The 17,426-nt window shown below is 39.2% G+C and carries 25 protein-coding genes; 17 read left to right on the forward strand and 8 right to left on the reverse strand.

From position 1 onward, the window contains the following. Window positions 1-8: 8 nt before the first annotated feature. Window positions 9-1,658, forward strand: a complete 1,650-nt coding sequence (gene panP, locus ACE1OF_RS01050) for a pyridoxal-dependent aspartate 1-decarboxylase PanP (protein WP_448892041.1) — start codon at window positions 9-11, stop codon at window positions 1,656-1,658. Between the two features lie 173 nt (window positions 1,659-1,831). Here the strand turns inward: panP and panC are convergent, their stop codons facing one another. The 8 genes from panC to dksA all read right to left on the reverse strand — a co-directional run bounded on the left by panC (window position 1,832) and on the right by dksA (window position 8,631). Beyond that, window positions 1,832-2,686 carry a pantoate--beta-alanine ligase gene (panC, locus tag ACE1OF_RS01055; protein ID WP_448892042.1) on the reverse strand — a complete coding sequence of 285 codons (855 nt, stop codon included), beginning with the start codon at window positions 2,684-2,686 and terminating at the stop codon, window positions 1,832-1,834. Between the two features lie 102 nt (window positions 2,687-2,788). After that, on the reverse strand, window positions 2,789-3,583 hold the full coding sequence (gene panB, locus ACE1OF_RS01060; RefSeq protein WP_448892043.1) for a 3-methyl-2-oxobutanoate hydroxymethyltransferase: 795 nt from the start codon (window positions 3,581-3,583) through the stop codon (window positions 2,789-2,791). Between the two features lie 120 nt (window positions 3,584-3,703). Continuing rightward, entirely contained in the window at window positions 3,704-4,198 is a 495-nt protein-coding gene (folK, locus tag ACE1OF_RS01065; protein ID WP_448892044.1) for a 2-amino-4-hydroxy-6-hydroxymethyldihydropteridine diphosphokinase, read from the reverse strand. A 5-nt stretch (window positions 4,199-4,203) separates the two neighbouring features. Continuing rightward, complete coding sequence (gene pcnB, locus ACE1OF_RS01070; RefSeq protein WP_448892097.1) at window positions 4,204-5,709, reverse strand: polynucleotide adenylyltransferase PcnB; 1,506 nt, start codon at window positions 5,707-5,709, stop codon at window positions 4,204-4,206. A gap of 101 nt (window positions 5,710-5,810) precedes the next feature. Continuing rightward, a complete protein-coding gene (locus tag ACE1OF_RS01075; RefSeq protein WP_448892046.1) occupies window positions 5,811-6,491 on the reverse strand; it encodes an SDR family oxidoreductase in 681 nt (226 codons plus the stop codon). Window positions 6,492-6,541: 50 nt separating this feature from the next. Continuing rightward, complete coding sequence (locus tag ACE1OF_RS01080) at window positions 6,542-7,156, reverse strand: flavin reductase family protein (RefSeq protein ID WP_448892047.1); 615 nt, start codon at window positions 7,154-7,156, stop codon at window positions 6,542-6,544. 55 nt (window positions 7,157-7,211) lie between these two features. Further along, a complete protein-coding gene (gene gluQRS, locus ACE1OF_RS01085; protein ID WP_448892049.1) occupies window positions 7,212-8,165 on the reverse strand; it encodes a tRNA glutamyl-Q(34) synthetase GluQRS in 954 nt (317 codons plus the stop codon). Window positions 8,166-8,184: 19 nt separating this feature from the next. After that, window positions 8,185-8,631 carry an RNA polymerase-binding protein DksA gene (dksA, locus tag ACE1OF_RS01090; protein WP_448892051.1) on the reverse strand — a complete coding sequence of 149 codons (447 nt, stop codon included), beginning with the start codon at window positions 8,629-8,631 and terminating at the stop codon, window positions 8,185-8,187. A gap of 623 nt (window positions 8,632-9,254) precedes the next feature. Here dksA and rplN point away from each other — a divergent pair. The 16 genes from rplN (at window position 9,255) to ACE1OF_RS01170 (ending at window position 17,389) form a co-directional block, all read left to right on the forward strand. Next, window positions 9,255-9,623, forward strand: a complete 369-nt coding sequence (gene rplN / locus ACE1OF_RS01095) for a 50S ribosomal protein L14 (RefSeq protein WP_242287341.1) — start codon at window positions 9,255-9,257, stop codon at window positions 9,621-9,623. Window positions 9,624-9,635: 12 nt separating this feature from the next. Beyond that, window positions 9,636-9,950 carry a 50S ribosomal protein L24 gene (gene rplX / locus ACE1OF_RS01100; protein WP_242287340.1) on the forward strand — a complete coding sequence of 105 codons (315 nt, stop codon included), beginning with the start codon at window positions 9,636-9,638 and terminating at the stop codon, window positions 9,948-9,950. A gap of 12 nt (window positions 9,951-9,962) precedes the next feature. Further along, window positions 9,963-10,508 carry a 50S ribosomal protein L5 gene (gene rplE, locus ACE1OF_RS01105; protein ID WP_242287339.1) on the forward strand — a complete coding sequence of 182 codons (546 nt, stop codon included), beginning with the start codon at window positions 9,963-9,965 and terminating at the stop codon, window positions 10,506-10,508. Window positions 10,509-10,512: 4 nt separating this feature from the next. After that, window positions 10,513-10,818 carry a 30S ribosomal protein S14 gene (rpsN, locus tag ACE1OF_RS01110; protein ID WP_242287338.1) on the forward strand — a complete coding sequence of 102 codons (306 nt, stop codon included), beginning with the start codon at window positions 10,513-10,515 and terminating at the stop codon, window positions 10,816-10,818. A gap of 19 nt (window positions 10,819-10,837) precedes the next feature. Further along, entirely contained in the window at window positions 10,838-11,227 is a 390-nt protein-coding gene (rpsH, locus tag ACE1OF_RS01115; RefSeq protein ID WP_448892099.1) for a 30S ribosomal protein S8, read from the forward strand. A 10-nt stretch (window positions 11,228-11,237) separates the two neighbouring features. Continuing rightward, window positions 11,238-11,771: a 50S ribosomal protein L6 gene (rplF, locus tag ACE1OF_RS01120; RefSeq protein WP_448892054.1), complete on the forward strand. Its 534-nt coding sequence runs from the start codon at window positions 11,238-11,240 to the stop codon at window positions 11,769-11,771. Window positions 11,772-11,780: 9 nt separating this feature from the next. Beyond that, window positions 11,781-12,134, forward strand: a complete 354-nt coding sequence (gene rplR / locus ACE1OF_RS01125) for a 50S ribosomal protein L18 (RefSeq protein WP_448892056.1) — start codon at window positions 11,781-11,783, stop codon at window positions 12,132-12,134. 9 nt (window positions 12,135-12,143) lie between these two features. Beyond that, entirely contained in the window at window positions 12,144-12,653 is a 510-nt protein-coding gene (gene rpsE, locus ACE1OF_RS01130; protein ID WP_448892058.1) for a 30S ribosomal protein S5, read from the forward strand. 6 nt (window positions 12,654-12,659) lie between these two features. Then, window positions 12,660-12,839: a 50S ribosomal protein L30 gene (gene rpmD, locus ACE1OF_RS01135; RefSeq protein WP_215981169.1), complete on the forward strand. Its 180-nt coding sequence runs from the start codon at window positions 12,660-12,662 to the stop codon at window positions 12,837-12,839. Between the two features lie 2 nt (window positions 12,840-12,841). After that, a complete protein-coding gene (gene rplO, locus ACE1OF_RS01140) occupies window positions 12,842-13,276 on the forward strand; it encodes a 50S ribosomal protein L15 (RefSeq protein WP_448892060.1) in 435 nt (144 codons plus the stop codon). Window positions 13,277-13,284: 8 nt separating this feature from the next. Then, on the forward strand, window positions 13,285-14,625 hold the full coding sequence (gene secY, locus ACE1OF_RS01145) for a preprotein translocase subunit SecY (RefSeq protein ID WP_448892062.1): 1,341 nt from the start codon (window positions 13,285-13,287) through the stop codon (window positions 14,623-14,625). Between the two features lie 33 nt (window positions 14,626-14,658). Further along, window positions 14,659-14,772 (forward strand): 50S ribosomal protein L36, encoded by a 114-nt coding sequence (gene rpmJ / locus ACE1OF_RS01150; RefSeq protein ID WP_130603190.1) that lies wholly within the window; start codon window positions 14,659-14,661, stop codon window positions 14,770-14,772. Between the two features lie 189 nt (window positions 14,773-14,961). Then, entirely contained in the window at window positions 14,962-15,318 is a 357-nt protein-coding gene (gene rpsM, locus ACE1OF_RS01155; RefSeq protein ID WP_242287332.1) for a 30S ribosomal protein S13, read from the forward strand. Window positions 15,319-15,331: 13 nt separating this feature from the next. Then, window positions 15,332-15,721, forward strand: a complete 390-nt coding sequence (gene rpsK, locus ACE1OF_RS01160; protein WP_159817719.1) for a 30S ribosomal protein S11 — start codon at window positions 15,332-15,334, stop codon at window positions 15,719-15,721. Window positions 15,722-15,750: 29 nt separating this feature from the next. Further along, entirely contained in the window at window positions 15,751-16,371 is a 621-nt protein-coding gene (rpsD, locus tag ACE1OF_RS01165; protein WP_448892065.1) for a 30S ribosomal protein S4, read from the forward strand. Window positions 16,372-16,399: 28 nt separating this feature from the next. Further along, window positions 16,400-17,389, forward strand: coding sequence for a DNA-directed RNA polymerase subunit alpha (locus ACE1OF_RS01170; RefSeq protein ID WP_448892066.1), 990 nt, complete (start codon window positions 16,400-16,402; stop codon window positions 17,387-17,389). Window positions 17,390-17,426: the final 37 nt, after the last annotated feature.

The raw sequence follows: 17,426 nt of genomic DNA on the forward strand, positions 1-17,426 counted from the left end.
TACTAGCTATGACGCAGAGCAAACGTACAGCACAAGCAACAAATGAATCTTTGCATCGAATTTTTACTGTTGCCGAAGCGCCTGATTCAACCTTAGGGTTAATTGAAAAAGAAATGTCACATAACTTGGTGGGATTTCTAAATAATCATATTGTTGCCAGTAAAAATGCACTAACTGATATTGAACAAGACTTTATTTGCCCACGTATACCCGAACAACCTGAATTTGTTTCTGATCACATGCACCATTTGTTAGACAAATTAGTCTCACAATCAGTTCATACTGCTAGCCCAAGTTTTATCGGACATATGACATCGGCTTTACCTGCTTTTATCTTACCTTTATCTAAGTTAATGGTTGGCCTGAATCAGAACTTAGTAAAAGTAGAAACGTCAAAAGCATTTACTCCGTTAGAGCGTCAAGTGCTGGGTATGATGCATAATTTAGTGTATCAAGAAAATGATAACTTTTATCAAATATGGATGCATAGCGCTCAACACTCTTTAGGCGCATTTTGCTCTGGTGGTACTGTGGCTAATATCACTGCTTTGTGGGTTGCCCGTAATAAGTTATTGAAAGCTCAAGGAAGTTTTAAAGGTATTAGCCGCGCAGGTTTGTTTGCCGCTTTAAATCATTATGGTTATCAAGGTTTGGTTATACTTGTATCAGAACGTGGGCATTACTCATTGAAGAAGTCGGCAGATATTCTTGGTATTGGGCAAGACAGTGTTATTGCAATTGAAACAGATGAAAATAATAAAGTAGATTGTCAATTACTGGCTAAAAAGTGCCAGCAGTTGCAAGATAATAATATTAGAATTTTATCAATTGTCGGTATTGCAGGTACAACCGAAACGGGTAACGTTGATCCGTTAGATGAGATGGCTGATATTGCAGCACAATATCAAACGCATTTTCATGTGGATGCTGCGTGGGGAGGAGCCACTTTATTCTCTAATAAACACAGAGGCATACTTGCTGGAATTGAACGCGCTGATTCTGTGACTATTGATGCACACAAACAAATGTATGTGCCTATGGGGGCAGGTGTAGTGCTATTTAAAGATCCATCTTCTGTTGCAGACATTGAACACCATGCAGAGTATATTTTACGTAAAGGATCCAAAGATTTAGGTAGTCATACCTTGGAGGGATCTCGCCCCGGAATGGCAATGCTTGTGTATGCTAGCTTACATATTATTAGCCGTCCAGGTTATGAAATGTTGATTAATCAATCGATTGAAAAAGCAGAGTATTTTGCTGATATCATTAAGCAGCATGAAGAGTTTGAGTTGATCACAAAACCTGAATTATGCTTATTAACATATAGGTTTGTACCCAAAGCTGTTCAAGCGCTACTTGCTGAGTGTCAATTAAACGGTGATGACGAGCAGCAAACTGAGCTTAATTTAATTCTGGGTAAATTAACTAAATTCATACAAAAGCGTCAACGTGAAGTTGGTCGTTCATTTGTTTCACGTACGCGCATTAAAGTAGCACGCTATGGTGGCGAAAAAATGATTGTATTTAGAGTGGTGCTAGCGAACCCATTAACAAGCAAAAGAAATTTACATGATATTCTTGCCGAGCAATGTTTGTTAGCCCAAGAAAGTGAAACTTTTTTACCAGAATTATTGAATATGGCTAAAATCAGTTAAACCTTGCAATGCCGGCGGAGATCAAATATGAGGTTAAATACTTTATAGCAGTATGTAAGCAGCTGAAATTGATAAGTGGTTTCGGTATTGTAGTATGGCAAAAGGGTTATACAATAACACCTTAGATGGTTCATGCTTAAGCACTTACATCTATATGTAAATGCTTAAGGTATTTATAGACTAACGGGCAAATTATCAATTAATCTTGCTTTACCTAAATAGGCTGCAGCTAAAATAACGATATCCTTATCGTTTGGCATTGCTGGCGCTAATGTTTTTGCATGGCATAAATTAATGTAATCAGTTTTTAAGCCCGCATTGTCGAGTTTTTCACTCGCTTGCATCACAAGGGCCGCATAGTCTCTTGCTTCATGACTAGTACGTAATTGTTCACTTAACCACTGCAACGTTTTATATAATGTAGGGGCAATGGCTAACTCTTCAGGTGTTAGGTAGCCATTGCGTGAACTCATTGCTAAACCTGATTTTTCTCGAATTATTTCTACTGGAATAATTTCAACAGGCATAGACAAATCGTCAACCATGGTTTGAATAACTTGTAATTGTTGGTAATCTTTTGAGCCAAAACAAGCGACATCTGGTTGTACTAAATTGAATAGTTTACAAACAACGGTTGCTACCCCACGAAAATGCCCCGGCCGAGTAGCACCACAATACAAACTTGAAATATTAGGCACTTCTACATAACTATTGTCACCAAAGCCCTTCGGGTAGATAACCGCGGAGGTTGGTGTAAAGAGAAGATCTGTGTCTACTTGCATTAGGCTAGCTTTATCTTGTGCTAAGGTGCGAGGATAATTATCAATATCCTCACTTAATCCAAATTGCATAGGATTAACAAAAATACTCACAATAACTTTATCAGCATGACGATGTGCCGCTTTGACTAACGCTAAATGTCCATCATGCAAATTACCCATGGTAGGTACAAAAGCAATGGTTAAACCTTGCATTTTCCAAGCTTTAACTTGATCACGTAAATCTTTTATATTTTCAACTGTGTTCATATTTATCTCTTTAATCGCAAATGAATATAAAGAGTGGGGGATGACCCCCTTCATTTACGATTGTTTATCTTTGATATTTAAACGGCAATTATAGACGCAAAACTATTTAAATATATGTTCTTCGCTAGGGAAGTTTCCATTAGAAACTTCACTGATATAAAGCTCAATCGCTTTTTTAATATCACCTGTTTCTTTAATAAAGTTACGAGAGAATTTTGGCATATAGCTACACGAAATACCTAGAGCATCGTGCATTACTAAGATTTGTCCGTCAGTATCTTTGCCTGCACCAATACCAATAGTAGGAATGCTAACTGCTTCAGATATTGCTTTACCTAGCGGAGCAGGAATACACTCCAACACGAGTAATTGCGCTCCCGCAGCTTCTAGTATTTGGGCGTCATTTATCATTTTTTGCGCTTGAATATCATCGCGACCTTGTACTTTAAAACCACCAAAAACATTAACTGATTGTGGCGTTAAGCCTAAATGTGCACAAACAGGAATACCGCGTTCAACGAGTGATTTAATGGTATCAGCTAACCAAGCGCCACCTTCCATTTTTATCATGCTTGCACCAGCTTGCATCAATTTTGTGGCATTTATTAAGGCTTGCTCTTTCGTGGCATATGTCATAAAAGACATATCACCAATAATTAACGTGTTTTCAACACCTCGGCGTACACACTGAGTGTGATAAACCATGTCATTAATCGTTACAGGTAGGGTATCATCTTGGCCTTGCAGAACCATCCCTAATGAATCGCCAATTAAAATAGCGTGAATGCCTGCTTGATCGAATAGCTTAGCAAAACTTGCATCATAAGCCGTGATTGTTGAAATTTTTTCACCTTGTTGTTTCATTTTTAACAAAGTAGATGTGGTTATTTTAGACATACAGTTCTCAATTCTCTTGTTGAGTAAATTTATTGAGGGTATTACTTGAGTAATTACTCAGTTGCACTACTTTCGCACAAATAGTTTTTTACTGCAATATACAGCTTGGTTTAGATTGCTTTAGCTTAGCTTTACCATTGAATTTATGGCTATATTTTGGCTTAATTCCGTTATACTTTCACCATTAGGAAGTATTAATTCTGGCGCAATTTCTGCCAGAGGTAGTAGCACAAACTCGCGCTCACTCATGCCATAATGAGGTATGGTTAAACGGTCAGTATTGATAATTTCATTGCCAAACAGAATAATATCAAGATCCAAAATACGGGCACCCCATCTGTTTTCTTTGCGTACTCTTCCTGCATTATTTTCAATAGATTGCAGAGCGTTTAATAATTCAATGGCACTGAGTGTGGTTTCTAGTGCTAAAACTGCATTGATATAATCATTCTGATCTTGAGGCCCCATCGGTTTACTAAGATAAAAAGATGACACTGACAGTAGTCGGCTTTGGGGTATTATGCCTACTTTTTCAATCGCTTTTTCTATTTGCTCAATAGGCTTAGATAAATTGCTACCTAAGCCAATATAGGCAGTTATGGGAGAAGAAATCATGTGAGCTAGGATTCAACGGTAGGCTTAATTGTTGTTTTGCGGCGTTTTCTTGGTGTGCGACGTTTAGAGCCGGGAACACTTTTAACACCCTTCACCATTTGCTGTTGGGCATCATGAGATATATCTTGAAAATCAGTCCACCATTTAGCTAATTCTGCTAACTGAGTGTTTTCTGTTTCTATTTGGGTACGTAATAGTAAAAAGTCATAACCTGCTCTAAATTTTGGATGCTCAAATGTTTTAAATGCCTTTTTCCCTTCACGTCGAACTAACTTTTCTTGTAAAATCCAGATATCCTTCATAACACTTTGAAAACGTTTAGGAATAGAAATGCTACGTTGTTGCTCTGGCATTATTTCACTTAAAGCAGCGAAAAACGCGTCTTGAGGTGACATTTGGTTATGAAGGTTTATTTGTTTAATATAGTGTTGTAATGGATACCAAAGCATAGCCGCAAATAAAAATGCTGGTGTAACGCGTTGTTTATTATTGATGCGTTTATCAGTATTGGTCATGGCTTGAATAATAAAGCGCTCTAGTAATTCGTCACCATTTGGCTCATTTTTCTTTGTTGCATTTAATTTAGGTAAATTTTGAGCTACTGCGGGGAAAAAATAACTAAATAGGTTGTATTCACGTAACTGATGATAGTTTGCAACGGCCTTGCCTGATATGAACATCTTCATAAACTCTTCAAACATGCGTGCCGCAGGAATGTTAGCCATTAGAGGCGATAATTCGTTGATAGGTTTACGTGTTTCAACGGCTATTTCCATGTCTAGTTTTGTTGCAAACCGAATAGCGCGTAACATACGCACGGGATCTTCTCTGTAACGGGTTTCAGGATCGCCAATGAGACGAATGACTTTATCTTTTACGTCTTGAACACCGTTGGCGAAGTCAAAAATTTTAAAATCTTTGGATGAATAATAAAGGGCATTAATCGTAAAGTCGCGTCGTTCTGCATCTTCATCAATAGTTCCGTAAATATTGTCACGCAATAGCATCCCATCTTCGCTTTGCTTAGATGTTTTTGTACAACTCTTTTCTTTTTCGCTGGCACTATCATGGTGACCACGAAATGTGGCAACTTCAATAATTTCACGGCCAAAAACAATGTGTGCAAGACGAAAACGTCGGCCAATTAAACGGCAATTTCTAAATAAAGCCTTAATCTCATCGGGAGTTGCATTCGTTGCAATGTCAAAATCTTTGGGCTTTTGGCCAAGTAAAATATCGCGTACACCACCGCCCACGAGATAAGCATCAAAGCCACCTTTATTAAGGCGATATAATACTTTAAGTGCGTTTGGGCTGATTAACTGGCGAGATACTGGATGCTGATCACGCGTGAGTACTATTGGCTCTTTAAGTGTAGTGACATGGTTGTTATTGATTGCTTTTTTACTGGTATTTTTAGTAAAAACTCTTTTGCATAAATTAATGACGCGTTTGATAATCGCTGACCTTTTTTTGATAGTAGGAAGTATTATAAAAATTATTTGGGTAATTTAGGTGTAATGATATAACAAACAAGTAAAAAAGAGAATGAAAAAGCAGCGAGTTTTTACAGCTTGCTGCCTTGTAGGGAGGTAATTTTAATGAAAAAAATTTACCAAGGTAAAACTTCGCCGTTTGAATGTTTAAACACACCCGTTTCTTGCATGGTCAGGTCATCTACTAACGAGATTAATTTTTGCGCTGCCTCTTCAGCACTAATGTCGCCGTTACTTATGCTGCCAGCAGTGTTGACCATATCAGTTTGTACATACCCTGGATGATAGATACCAATGGCAATTTGATCGGCGGCTAAGTCTTTTGCTAATGACATTGCGCCAATATTAAGTGCTGCTTTCGACATTCTGTAGCCATAGCGTCCACCAGAAGTATTGTCAGTGATAGACCCCATTCTTGAGGTGATAAAAGCAACTTTACTCCCCGTATGCAAGTGAGATAAAAGCGCTTGCGTTAATGAAAGTGGTGCGAGGGCATTAACTGAAAACTGTTCCTTAATGGTTGTTTGATTAAATTCTGATAAGCTTTCATCTCTTAAAATACCAGCATTATTAATCAGTATATCAATGTCAACATTAGCCAATGCTAACTTTGCCTGAGAAATTCCTGCTTCGCTTGCAATATCAATATTTTCAATTACCTGTACGTCTAATTCATTAAGCTGCGGTGAACTTTTTCGACATAAAGCATAGACAATATCTCCTCGAACTTTACAAATTTTAGCCATAGCAAACCCTATACCACGGTTTGCTCCTGTAATTACAATTGTTTTAGACATAATAGATCCTTTTACCTCATTAAATTAATCTTATTCTCGCCACTAGTGAGTTACTTAGGACGCAAAATTTCAAAGGGTTTATCGATGGTGGCATATTCTCCACCCCCAAGACGAGATAAGGGAGAAATCTTATCAGCGTGCACTTTTATTCTTTGTTTGTTGTCAATGTCTGCCACTTTATCATTGATATACACTTGTTTAACTTCAACAAAAATTAAACTTTGGGGTACATCGCCGAGCTCCTTAATTTCATAAAGTTCACAACCATAAGCTATATCGCATTGTGCTATTCTTGGAAGCGAAAAGCCTACGAACTCGGTGGTGGCTATCTTTGCTTCAGTCAGTTCTGATTCGCCATGGGCTAATGTTTGAGAAGTTTGGGTGACTAATGCAGCGTGCTGTGCTGAAGCAATATGGATCACGACTTGTTTATTGTTAATAATATTTACTAGTGTATCTTTGCTATCCCCATTTGGTTTCTTTCCTACCGATAACATTAATATAGGTGGTGCACTCGATACGGCGGTAAAATACGAAAAAGGAGCTAGATTAAATGAGCTGTTACCTGAATCGGTTAAAGCCCAAGCAATAGGGCGGGGGATGATAGTTTGCGTCATTAAATGATAACGTTGATTTGGAGAAAATTCAGCAATATTTAAATTCATAGTTAATCTCTATAGGTCGGTTCTTTAGTGATGCACTTTAGGTGATTTATATTACCTAAAGTGCATGTGAGATATTTATTTCTTTTTGTTTAGGTACTTTTTCTCTATTCCAATGCTTAATAGCCCAATTAATAATAGTGTCAACGGGTTCATGTAATAAATTAGCAGCAGGCGCTTGGCCTAAAAAGACCAACGCAGCAAATAATGTGGCTTGTGGGTTAGTGTTATCTACGCAAGGCGCATTATTTTGTTTGCTGAGTTTATAACCTAGCTCAGTCGTAGCCAAAGGTATATGTCCGTATACAGGAGGTTTTTGATTAAGTGTTTTAAATAATGTTAATTGCCTGGCTGTTGGTTCGAGCAAGTCACAGCCACGAATTATATGGGTTATATTTTGGTAAATATCATCATGAACAACAGCTAATTGATAGGCAAACAGCCCATCTTTTCGGTGAATAATAAAATCTTCTTCAGCTAAAGCTTTATCACAATTGACATGCCCTTGAAAAACATCATCAAATTGATATAAACCAAACTGGTTAACGAGCCTAGTCGCGCTATTTTTTTCTGGGTTAGCTAATGTGCGACAGTGACCTTGATAAATACCACCGAGTGCTTTGATTTCTGCGCGTGTGCATTGACAATAATAACTGAGTTTTTTTTGCTTTAATTCATTAAGTATATAATGGTAGTAATCAGACTGTTGGCTTTGATAAAGAACTGGTTCGTCCCAATGCAGGCCAAATGCATCAAGGGTTTTTAAAATTGCAGCACTAGCGCCTGCTTGTTCACGAGGAGGATCTATATCCTCAATACGCACTAACCATTTACCTTCTTTACCTTGGGCGTCAATTGTCGATTTAGCATCTAAAAAACTAGCCAATGCGGTAATTAATGAACCAAAGTGAAGTAAACCTGAAGGCGAAGGAGCGAAACGACCACGATAACTATCTTGCGATGATAAGGCTGGTCGTTCGGAATATAGAATGTCTTGTTGTGGCGTTTGCACAATTTACACAAAGAGCGATTTAGCCCGCCATTTGACGTTCTTTTATTTCTGCTAATGTTTTGCATTCAATACAAAGGTCAGCGGTTGGTCTTGCTTCTAAACGGCGAATACCAATTTCGATGCCACAAGAATCACAGAAGCCAAATTCATCATCTTCAATTAACTGCAACGTTTTTTCTATTTTCTTGATTAATTTACGTTCTCTATCACGGGTACGTAATTCAAGACTGAATTCTTCCTCTTGAGCAGCTCTATCAACAGGATCAGGAAAATTAGCGGCTTCATCTTGCATATGGGTTACTGTGCGGTCAACCTCTTGACGAAGCTGTATACGCCATGCATCTAGAATTTTCTTAAAGTGTTCTTGTTGGGGTTCACCCATGTATTCTTCACCAGCTTTTTCTTGATATGGCTCTACGCCTGCTAATGCTAAAATACCTAATGTTCTATGTTTACTTGTTGGCATGCTGAATCTCCTAATACTACAAATATCAAGGTTGTTTGGTAATGACACCAGTTAACAATTTTGCCTTGGTTGTAATTGCCAATATCAACTATATAACTTACTTAATATTACTTAATATAGATATAGACCTAAAATATCAGGACTATATTGTATCACACTTAATGAAAATCAATGTTTTCACCTAATAAAATAAAAAATAAAAACATTAGTCTTTTATATCAATATCTTAGCGATATGGAAATACGCTATATTCAACTTATTGATACCAGTCTTTTTTATTGAGCAAGCTTTTTTAGCAAGTTTAGGGTGTGTTAGTCAATCATTATTCGGTCTCAAGTATAAATATAACCTTGATTCAAGCAACTTAACTGTTAGTTAATATCGATATTGTTCGTTTTTTAGTTAATTAAACTATCACTTTATTTTTAGTGGTGTTATAATCTCGCGCCCATTAACTTTGAGTGGTTCACTTTTTGTAGAAGTTTAATGTAGGTGGGAAGTCTTTTTAAGGCAGTGACGGGTCAAATTTCTGGCCTTGAATTTTAATTTATCTTAATGATTTATATTTATTTTCCTGTTGATAAGGAATAAATAGTTAAAAGATAACAGCGGAGCAAAAATCAATGATCCAAATGCAATCACAGCTGAATGTTGCTGATAACAGTGGCGCTAAGCGTGTTCAATGTATAAAGGTTCTTGGTGGCTCGCACCGTCGCTATGCACGCATTGGTGATATCATCAAAGTTGCCGTAAAGGAAGCAAGTCCTCGCGGTAAAGTAAAAAAAGGTGATGTTCACACTGCGGTAGTGGTGCGCACTAAGAAAGGTGTTCGTCGTTCAGATGGTTCTGCTATCCGTTTTGATGAAAACGCGGCTGTAATGTTAAATGCTAACTTACAACCAATTGGTACTCGTATTTTTGGGCCTGTGACACGTGAACTTCGTAATGAAAAATTTATGAAAATCGTATCATTAGCACCAGAAGTACTATAAGGAGTCACGATAATGGCATCTAAGATTCGTCGTGATGATGAAGTAGTTATACTTGCTGGTAAAGACAAGGGCAAAACAGGTAAAGTGACCAAAGTTCTTGTTGAAAGCGGTAAAGTATTCGTAGAAGGCGTTAACTTAATCAAAAAACATACTAAGCCTGTACCTCAGTTACAGCAGCCTGGTGGAATAGTTGAGAAAGAAGCACCTTTACAAGTATCTAACGTAGCAATCCTTAATCCTAAAACGGGTAAGGCTGATCGCGTTGGTTTTAGATTTGAAGACGGTAAAAAAGTACGTTTCTTTAAATCTAATAACGAATTAATTTAATTGGAGTAAACGATGGCGAAACTGCATGATTTTTACAAAGATACAGTTGTAAGCGATTTGCAAAAGCAATTCGGTTATAAAAGTGTCATGCAAGTCCCTCGGATTGAAAAGATCACCCTGAATATGGGTGTTGGTGAAGCTATTGCCGATAAAAAGGTATTAGAACACGCCACGAATGATCTTACTGCAATCTCAGGTCAAAAGCCGGTCACGACAGTAGCACGCAAATCAGTTGCGGGCTTCAAAATTCGTGAAGGCTATCCTATTGGTACAAAAGTAACTCTACGCGGCGAGCGTATGTGGGAATTTTTAGAGCGTTTAATCTCTATTTCAATTCCTCGTATTCGTGACTTCCGTGGCTTAAACCCTAAGTCATTTGATGGTCGTGGAAACTACAGCATGGGCGTTCGTGAGCAAATCATCTTCCCTGAAATCGATTATGATAAAATCGATAAAATTCGCGGATTAGATATCACTATTACTACTAGCGCGAAAGATAATGAGGAAGGACATGCACTATTGTCTGCCTTCAATTTCCCGTTCAAGAAGAAGGTGTAGAGTTATGGCTAAATCGTCAATGAAAGCTCGTGAAGCTAAACGTACAAAACTAGTAGCTCAGTACGCTGAAAAGCGTCGTGCGTTAAAAGAAATCATCTCAAGTGTCGATTCTTCTGAAGAAGATCGTTGGGATGCGGTATTGAAACTTCAAAGTTTACCACGTGATTCATCAAGTAGCCGTCAACGTAACCGTTGTAATGTTACTGGTCGTCCACATGGTTACTTACGTAAATTCGGCTTAAGCCGTATTAAGTTGCGTGAAGCAACTATGCGTGGTGAAGTTCCAGGTCTTAAGAAAGCTAGTTGGTAATTCACGGGAGTAAATGGTTATGATGACTGATCCTATCGCGGACATGTTTACACGCATCCGCAACGGTCAATCTGCAGCAAAAGCTGCAGTAAAAATGCCATCTTCAAAAGTTAAAGTTGCAATTGCTAACTTGCTTAAAGAAGAAGGTTATATTTCAGATTATTCAGTATCAGGTGATGTAAAACCTGAGCTAGCTGTAACGTTGAAATATTTTGAAGGTAAAGAAGTAATTGAAGTGATCAAACGTGTTTCACGTCCTGGTCTTCGTGTATACAAAAGCTGTGATGAACTTCCTAAAGTTCTTGCAGGTATGGGTATTGCGATTGTTTCAACTTCTAAAGGTTTGATGACGGATCGCGCCGCTCGCTCTGCGGGTATTGGTGGTGAGATCTTAGGTTTCGTAGAGTAAGGAGAGAATTATGTCTCGTGTTGCAAAAGCACCAGTCGTTGTTCCTGCTGACGTTACGGTAACGTTATCAGGTCAAGACATTAAAGTTAAAGGTCCAGTAGGTGAATTATCACGTACGATCCACAGTTTTGTTTCGGTTTCTCATGAAGGCGACCAAATCATTACTAATATCGCATGCGATAATAGCAAAGCATGGGCTCAAGCCGGTACTGCACGCGCTTTAATCAATAATATGGTTGAAGGTGTAAGTAAAGGTTTTGAAAAGAAATTAGTTTTACAGGGTGTTGGTTACCGTGCAAAAGCCGCGGGTAAGTCATTAGATTTATCTTTAGGTTTTTCACACCCAATCAGCCACGCAATTCCTGAAGGAATTACTGTTGAAACTCCTAGCCAAACTGAAATTACGCTGAAAGGCTGTGATAAACATTTAGTTGGTCAAACCGCCGCGAACATTCGTGCATACCGTAAACCAGAGCCTTATAAAGGTAAAGGTGTTCGTTATGCTGATGAATATGTTCGTCGTAAAGAAGCTAAGAAGAAGTAGGGTAATACTATGGATAAGAAAACATCTCGTTTGCGCCGCGCTAAACGCGTTCGTGCAAAAATTAGCGAGTTGGGTGCGAATCGTTTAGTTATATTCCGTACTCCTCGTCACATTTACGCTCAATTAATCGCTCCTACGGGTTCTGAAGTAATCGCATCTGCGTCAACTTTAGACAAAGAAGTTAGTGCTCAAATTGAAAAAACAGGTAATGTTGCAGCAGCAACTGCAGTAGGTAAAGCAATCGCTGAACGTGCTGTAGCAAAAGGTATCTCTAAGGTAGCTTTTGATCGCTCTGGTTTCCTTTACCACGGTCGCGTTAAAGCATTAGCAGAAGCAGCTCGCGAAGCTGGTCTTCAGTTCTAGGGGTTGATAATGGCTAATCATAATCAAGAAAACTCACAACAAAGTGATATGGCTGAAAAGCTAATCGCCGTTAACCGCGTATCTAAAGTGGTTAAAGGTGGTCGTATTTTCAGTTTCACCGCATTAACAGTAGTTGGTGACGGTAATGGTCGTGTTGGTTTTGGTTACGGTAAAGCACGTGAAGTGCCTGCTGCAATCCAAAAAGCAATGGAAAAAGCGCACCGTAACATAGTAACCGTTGACTTGAAGGGTACTACTCTTCAACATGCCATTAAAGGCCGTCATTCTGGTTCTAAAGTTTACATGCAACCAGCTTCTGAAGGTACAGGTATCATCGCCGGTGGCGCGATGCGTGCAGTACTTGAAGTTGCAGGCGTTCAGAACGTATTGTCAAAAGCATACGGTTCTACTAACCCAATTAACGTGGTTCGCGCTACTGTTTCTGCTTTGACGAATATGCATTCGCCAGAAAGCATGGCAGCTAAACGCGGAAAAAGCGTTGATGAAATACTGGGGTAATTGAGCATGTCTAAAACAGTTAAAGTAACTCAAGTAAAAAGTTCTATTGGTCGTTTACCGAAACATAGAGCTACATTAAAAGGCCTTGGTCTGCGTCGTATTAATCATACAGTAGAGTTAGAAGATACTCCGTCTGTACGTGGTATGATCAACAAGGTTTATTACATGATTAAGGTGGAGGATTAATAATGCATTTAAATACTTTATCCCCTGCACCGGGATCTCACAAAGCTAAAAAACGCTGTGGTCGTGGTATTGGTTCTGGCATCGGTAAAACTGGTGGTCGTGGACACAAAGGTCAGAAGTCTCGTTCTGGCGGTAGTGTACGTCCTGGTTTCGAAGGTGGTCAAATGCCATTGAAACAACGTTTACCTAAGTTTGGTTTTACATCACGTAAATCTTTAGTTCGCGCTGAAGTTCGTTTACATGAATTAAATCTTATTCAAGGTGATGTTGTTGATATTCACGCGTTAAAAGATGCTGGTCTAATCAGCCGTAACATTGAAACAGCAAAAATTATGCTGTCTGGCGAAATTACTCGCAAGATCACTGTTCGCGGTTTAGGCGTAACTAAAGGTGCTCGTGCAGCTATTGAAGCTGCCGGTGGTAACATCGAGGAATAATACAGATTATGGCTAAACCAGGATTGGAAGCTTCTCAAAAGGGAAGCAAAGGCGCAGGCGGTTTGTCTGAGCTGAAACAAAGATTATGGTTCGTATTCGTAGCCTTAGTTGTGCTTCGTTTAGGATCTTTTGTACCGATCCCTGGTATTGACGCCGCTGTATTAGCTCAGTTCTTTGAACAGCAAAAGGGCACCATTGTAGAAATGTTTAACATGTTCTCTGGTGGTGCGCTTGAGCGAGCCTCGGTATTGGCATTAGGTATTATGCCGTACATTTCAGCTTCAATTATTATGCAACTGTTAACTGTGGTTAGTCCAAAGTTTGCAGAGCTTAAAAAAGAAGGTGAAGCTGGACGACGTAAAATCAGTCAATACACACGCTACGGCACATTAGTTCTAGCAACAGTACAATCAATAGCGATTGCAAGAAGTTTACCTGATATGATGCAAGGACTGGTTATAAATGCTGGTTTTGGTTTCTATTTCACGGCAGTAGTTAGTTTGGTTACCGGTACCATGTTTTTAATGTGGTTAGGTGAGCAGATTACTGAACGTGGTATCGGTAACGGTATTTCAATCATTATATTTGCAGGTATTGTTGCTGGCATGCCATCGGCCGTTGGTCAAACAGCTGAGATGGCGCGTCAAGGTGAATTGCATCTATTAGTATTATTGTTAATTGGCGCTGTGGTATTTGCAGTAACTTTTTTAGTTGTATTTGTGGAACGTGGTCAACGACGTATTGTTGTTAACTATGCTAAGCGTCAGCAAGGCCGTAAGGTTTTTGCCGCTCAGAGTACGCATTTACCATTAAAAGTGAATATGGCGGGTGTTATCCCTCCTATCTTTGCCTCAAGTCTTATTTTGTTTCCTGGCACGCTTGCGAGCTGGTTCGGACAAGGTGAAGGCCCAATGGCTGATTTCTTACAAGGCGTGTCTCAGGCGATGTCGCCAGGGCAACCTTTGTATGTATTGATGTTGGCCGCAGCAATTATATTTTTCTGTTTCTTTTACACTGCATTGGTTTTCAATCCGCGTGAAACAGCAGATAACTTGAAAAAGTCAGGTGCGTTCATTCCAGGGATTCGTCCGGGAGAACAAACATCCAAATATATAGATAAAGTCATGACACGTTTAACCCTAGCGGGTGCAATGTATATTACCTTTGTCTGTTTGGTTCCACAGTTTATGATCATGGCATGGGACGTTCAGTTCTATTTTGGCGGTACATCATTATTGATTATCGTGGTTGTGATTATGGATTTTATGGCACAAGTACAAACACATATGATGTCTCATCAATATGACAATGTACTTAAAAAAGCAAACTTAAAAGGCTACGGTCGTTAGGCCGGGCTGATTTAGTTAACGGAGTATAATGATATGAAAGTACGTGCATCCGTAAAAAAGATTTGTCGTAACTGTAAAGTGGTTAAACGTAAAGGCGTTATTCGCGTTCTTTGCAGTGAGCCTAAGCACAAACAAAGACAAGGTTAATTGTAGAGGCGAATCTATTCGCCTTGGTCGAATGAATTCGACCCTACATAAAAGCTAAAATCTTTTAGCAGTGGCATTGTACAGAATTTTCTGTATAATGCCGCTTCGATTTGCGAAAACGAGAATGGTTGGGTATCCTAACGGGCTTTCCAACCAAAGTAATTTAAATTAATAATAGGAGATGTGTTAGTGGCCCGTATCGCTGGCATTAACATCCCTGATCGTAAGCATGCAGTAATCGCCATTACTGCGATTTACGGTATCGGCGCTACCCGTGCAAAAGCTATTTGTGCGGCAGCAGGTATCGAAGAATCAACGAAGATCAGTGAATTAGACGAAGCAAAAATTGATTTGCTTCGCGCTGAAGTGGACAAATTTACCGTAGAAGGTGATTTGCGCCGTGAAGTTTCAATGAACATTAAACGTCTTATGGATTTAGGTTGTTACCGTGGCATTCGTCATCGTCGCAGTCTTCCTCTACGTGGTCAACGCACTAAAACAAATGCGCGTACCCGTAAAGGTCCTCGTAAGCCTATTAAGAAGTAAGAGGAACTAGACAATGGCTAAAACACCAGTTCGTACGCGTAAGCGCGTAAAAAAACAAGTTGCTGACGGCATGGCTCATATCCATGCTTCTTTCAACAACACAATCGTGACTCTTACAGACCGTCAAGGTAATGCATTATCTTGGGCGACTGCAGGTGGTTCAGGTTTCCGTGGTTCACGTAAATCTACCCCTTTTGCTGCGCAAGTAGCTGCAGACCGCGCAGGCGCTACTGCAAAAGAGTTTGGCTTGAAGAATATTGAAGTGTTCGTTAAAGGTCCAGGTCCAGGTCGTGAATCTGCTATCCGTGCCTTAAATGCTGCTGGTTTTAAAATCACCAACATTACTGACGTTACACCTATTCCTCATAATGGTTGTCGTCCTCCTAAGAAACGTCGCGTTTAATCGTTTTTTAGGATAGTTGGAGAAAGAAAATGGCTAGATATTTAGGTCCTAAGTTAAAGCTTAGTCGCCGCGAAGGAACAGATTTATTCCTTAAAAGCGGTGTTAGAGCAATTGACACTAAATGTAAAATCGAAACAATACCAGGTCAACACGGCGCCCGTCGCGGTCGTTTGTCTGATTACGGTGTTCAACTTCGTGAAAAACAAAAAGTTCGTCGTATGTATGGCGTACTTGAAAAACAATTCAGTAATTACTACAAAGAAGCAGCACGTTTAAAAGGTAATACAGGTGAAAACTTGTTACAACTTTTAGAAACGCGTTTAGATAACGTAGTTTACCGTATGGGTTATGCAAGCACTCGTGCTGAAGCTCGTCAATTAGTTAGCCATAAGGCTATCGTGGTAAATGGCGGTGTAGTAAATATTCCATCTTTCACTGTTAAAGCTGAAGATGTGGTTTCTGTTCGTGAGAAGTCTAAAACTCAAGCGCGTATTATTGCCGCTTTAGATTTAGCCGACCAACGTGAAAAACCACTTTGGGTTGAAGTTGATAATAAAAAACTTGAAGGTACGTTCAAACGTGTTCCTGATAGAGCTGACTTATCTGCTGAAATTAATGAACAGTTGATTGTTGAACTTTACTCTAAGTAGTAAAGTTACACTTTAAGAGAGGACATATATGCAGGGTTCTGTAACCGAATTCCTTAGACCACGCATGGTTGGTATTGAAAATATTAACCCTCGTCGCGCTAAAGTAACTTTAGAGCCACTAGAACGTGGTTTTGGTCACACTTTAGGTAATGCGTTACGCCGTATTCTTTTATCTTCAATGCCAGGTTGTGCTGTAACTGAAGTAGAAATTGATGGTGTATTACATGAGTACAGTAGTAAAGAAGGTGTTCAAGAAGACATCATCGAAATATTGTTAAACCTTAAAGGGCTTGCTGTTATTTTAGAAGGCAAAAATGAAGCCGTTCTGACTTTAACTAAGTCTGGTGAAGGCCCTGTAACGGCAGCTGATATTCAACATGATGGTGATGTAACTATTACTAATCTAGACCATGTTATCTGCACTCTAACAGGTGAAGGTTCTATCAGTATGCGCATTAAAATTGAAATGGGTCGTGGTTATGTACCTGCTTCAGCGCGCCGTGATGCCGAGGAAGAAGATCGTGCTATTGGTCGTTTGTTGGTTGATGCCTCATTCAGTCCTGTAGTAAGAATTGCTTATTCTGTTGATTCTGCACGTGTTGAACAACGTACAGATTTAGACAAATTAGTTTTAGATATGGAAACCAATGGTACATTGGATCCTGAAGAAGCTATCCGTCGTGCTTCAACCATTTTAGCTGAACAGTTAGATGCGTTTGTAGAACTACGTGATATTAAAGAAGTTGAGCAAGTGGAAGAAAAACCATTGTTTGACCCAATATTGCTTCGTCCAGTGGATGATCTAGAGCTAACTGTTCGCAGTGCAAACTGTTTAAAAGCAGAAGCAATTCAATATATTGGTGATTTAGTACAACGTGCTGAAGTTGAGCTTCTTAAAACGCCTAATTTAGGTAAGAAGTCATTAACTGAAATTAAAGACGTGTTAGCGTCACGTGGTTTGTCACTAGGCATGCGCCTAGAAAACTGGCCACCTGAAAGCATTGTTGACAACGACTAGTTCGATCATCGTTTTTTTAATAGTTTTTTAAGAAGGA

This window comes from Colwellia sp. E150_009 (genome assembly GCF_053543955.1).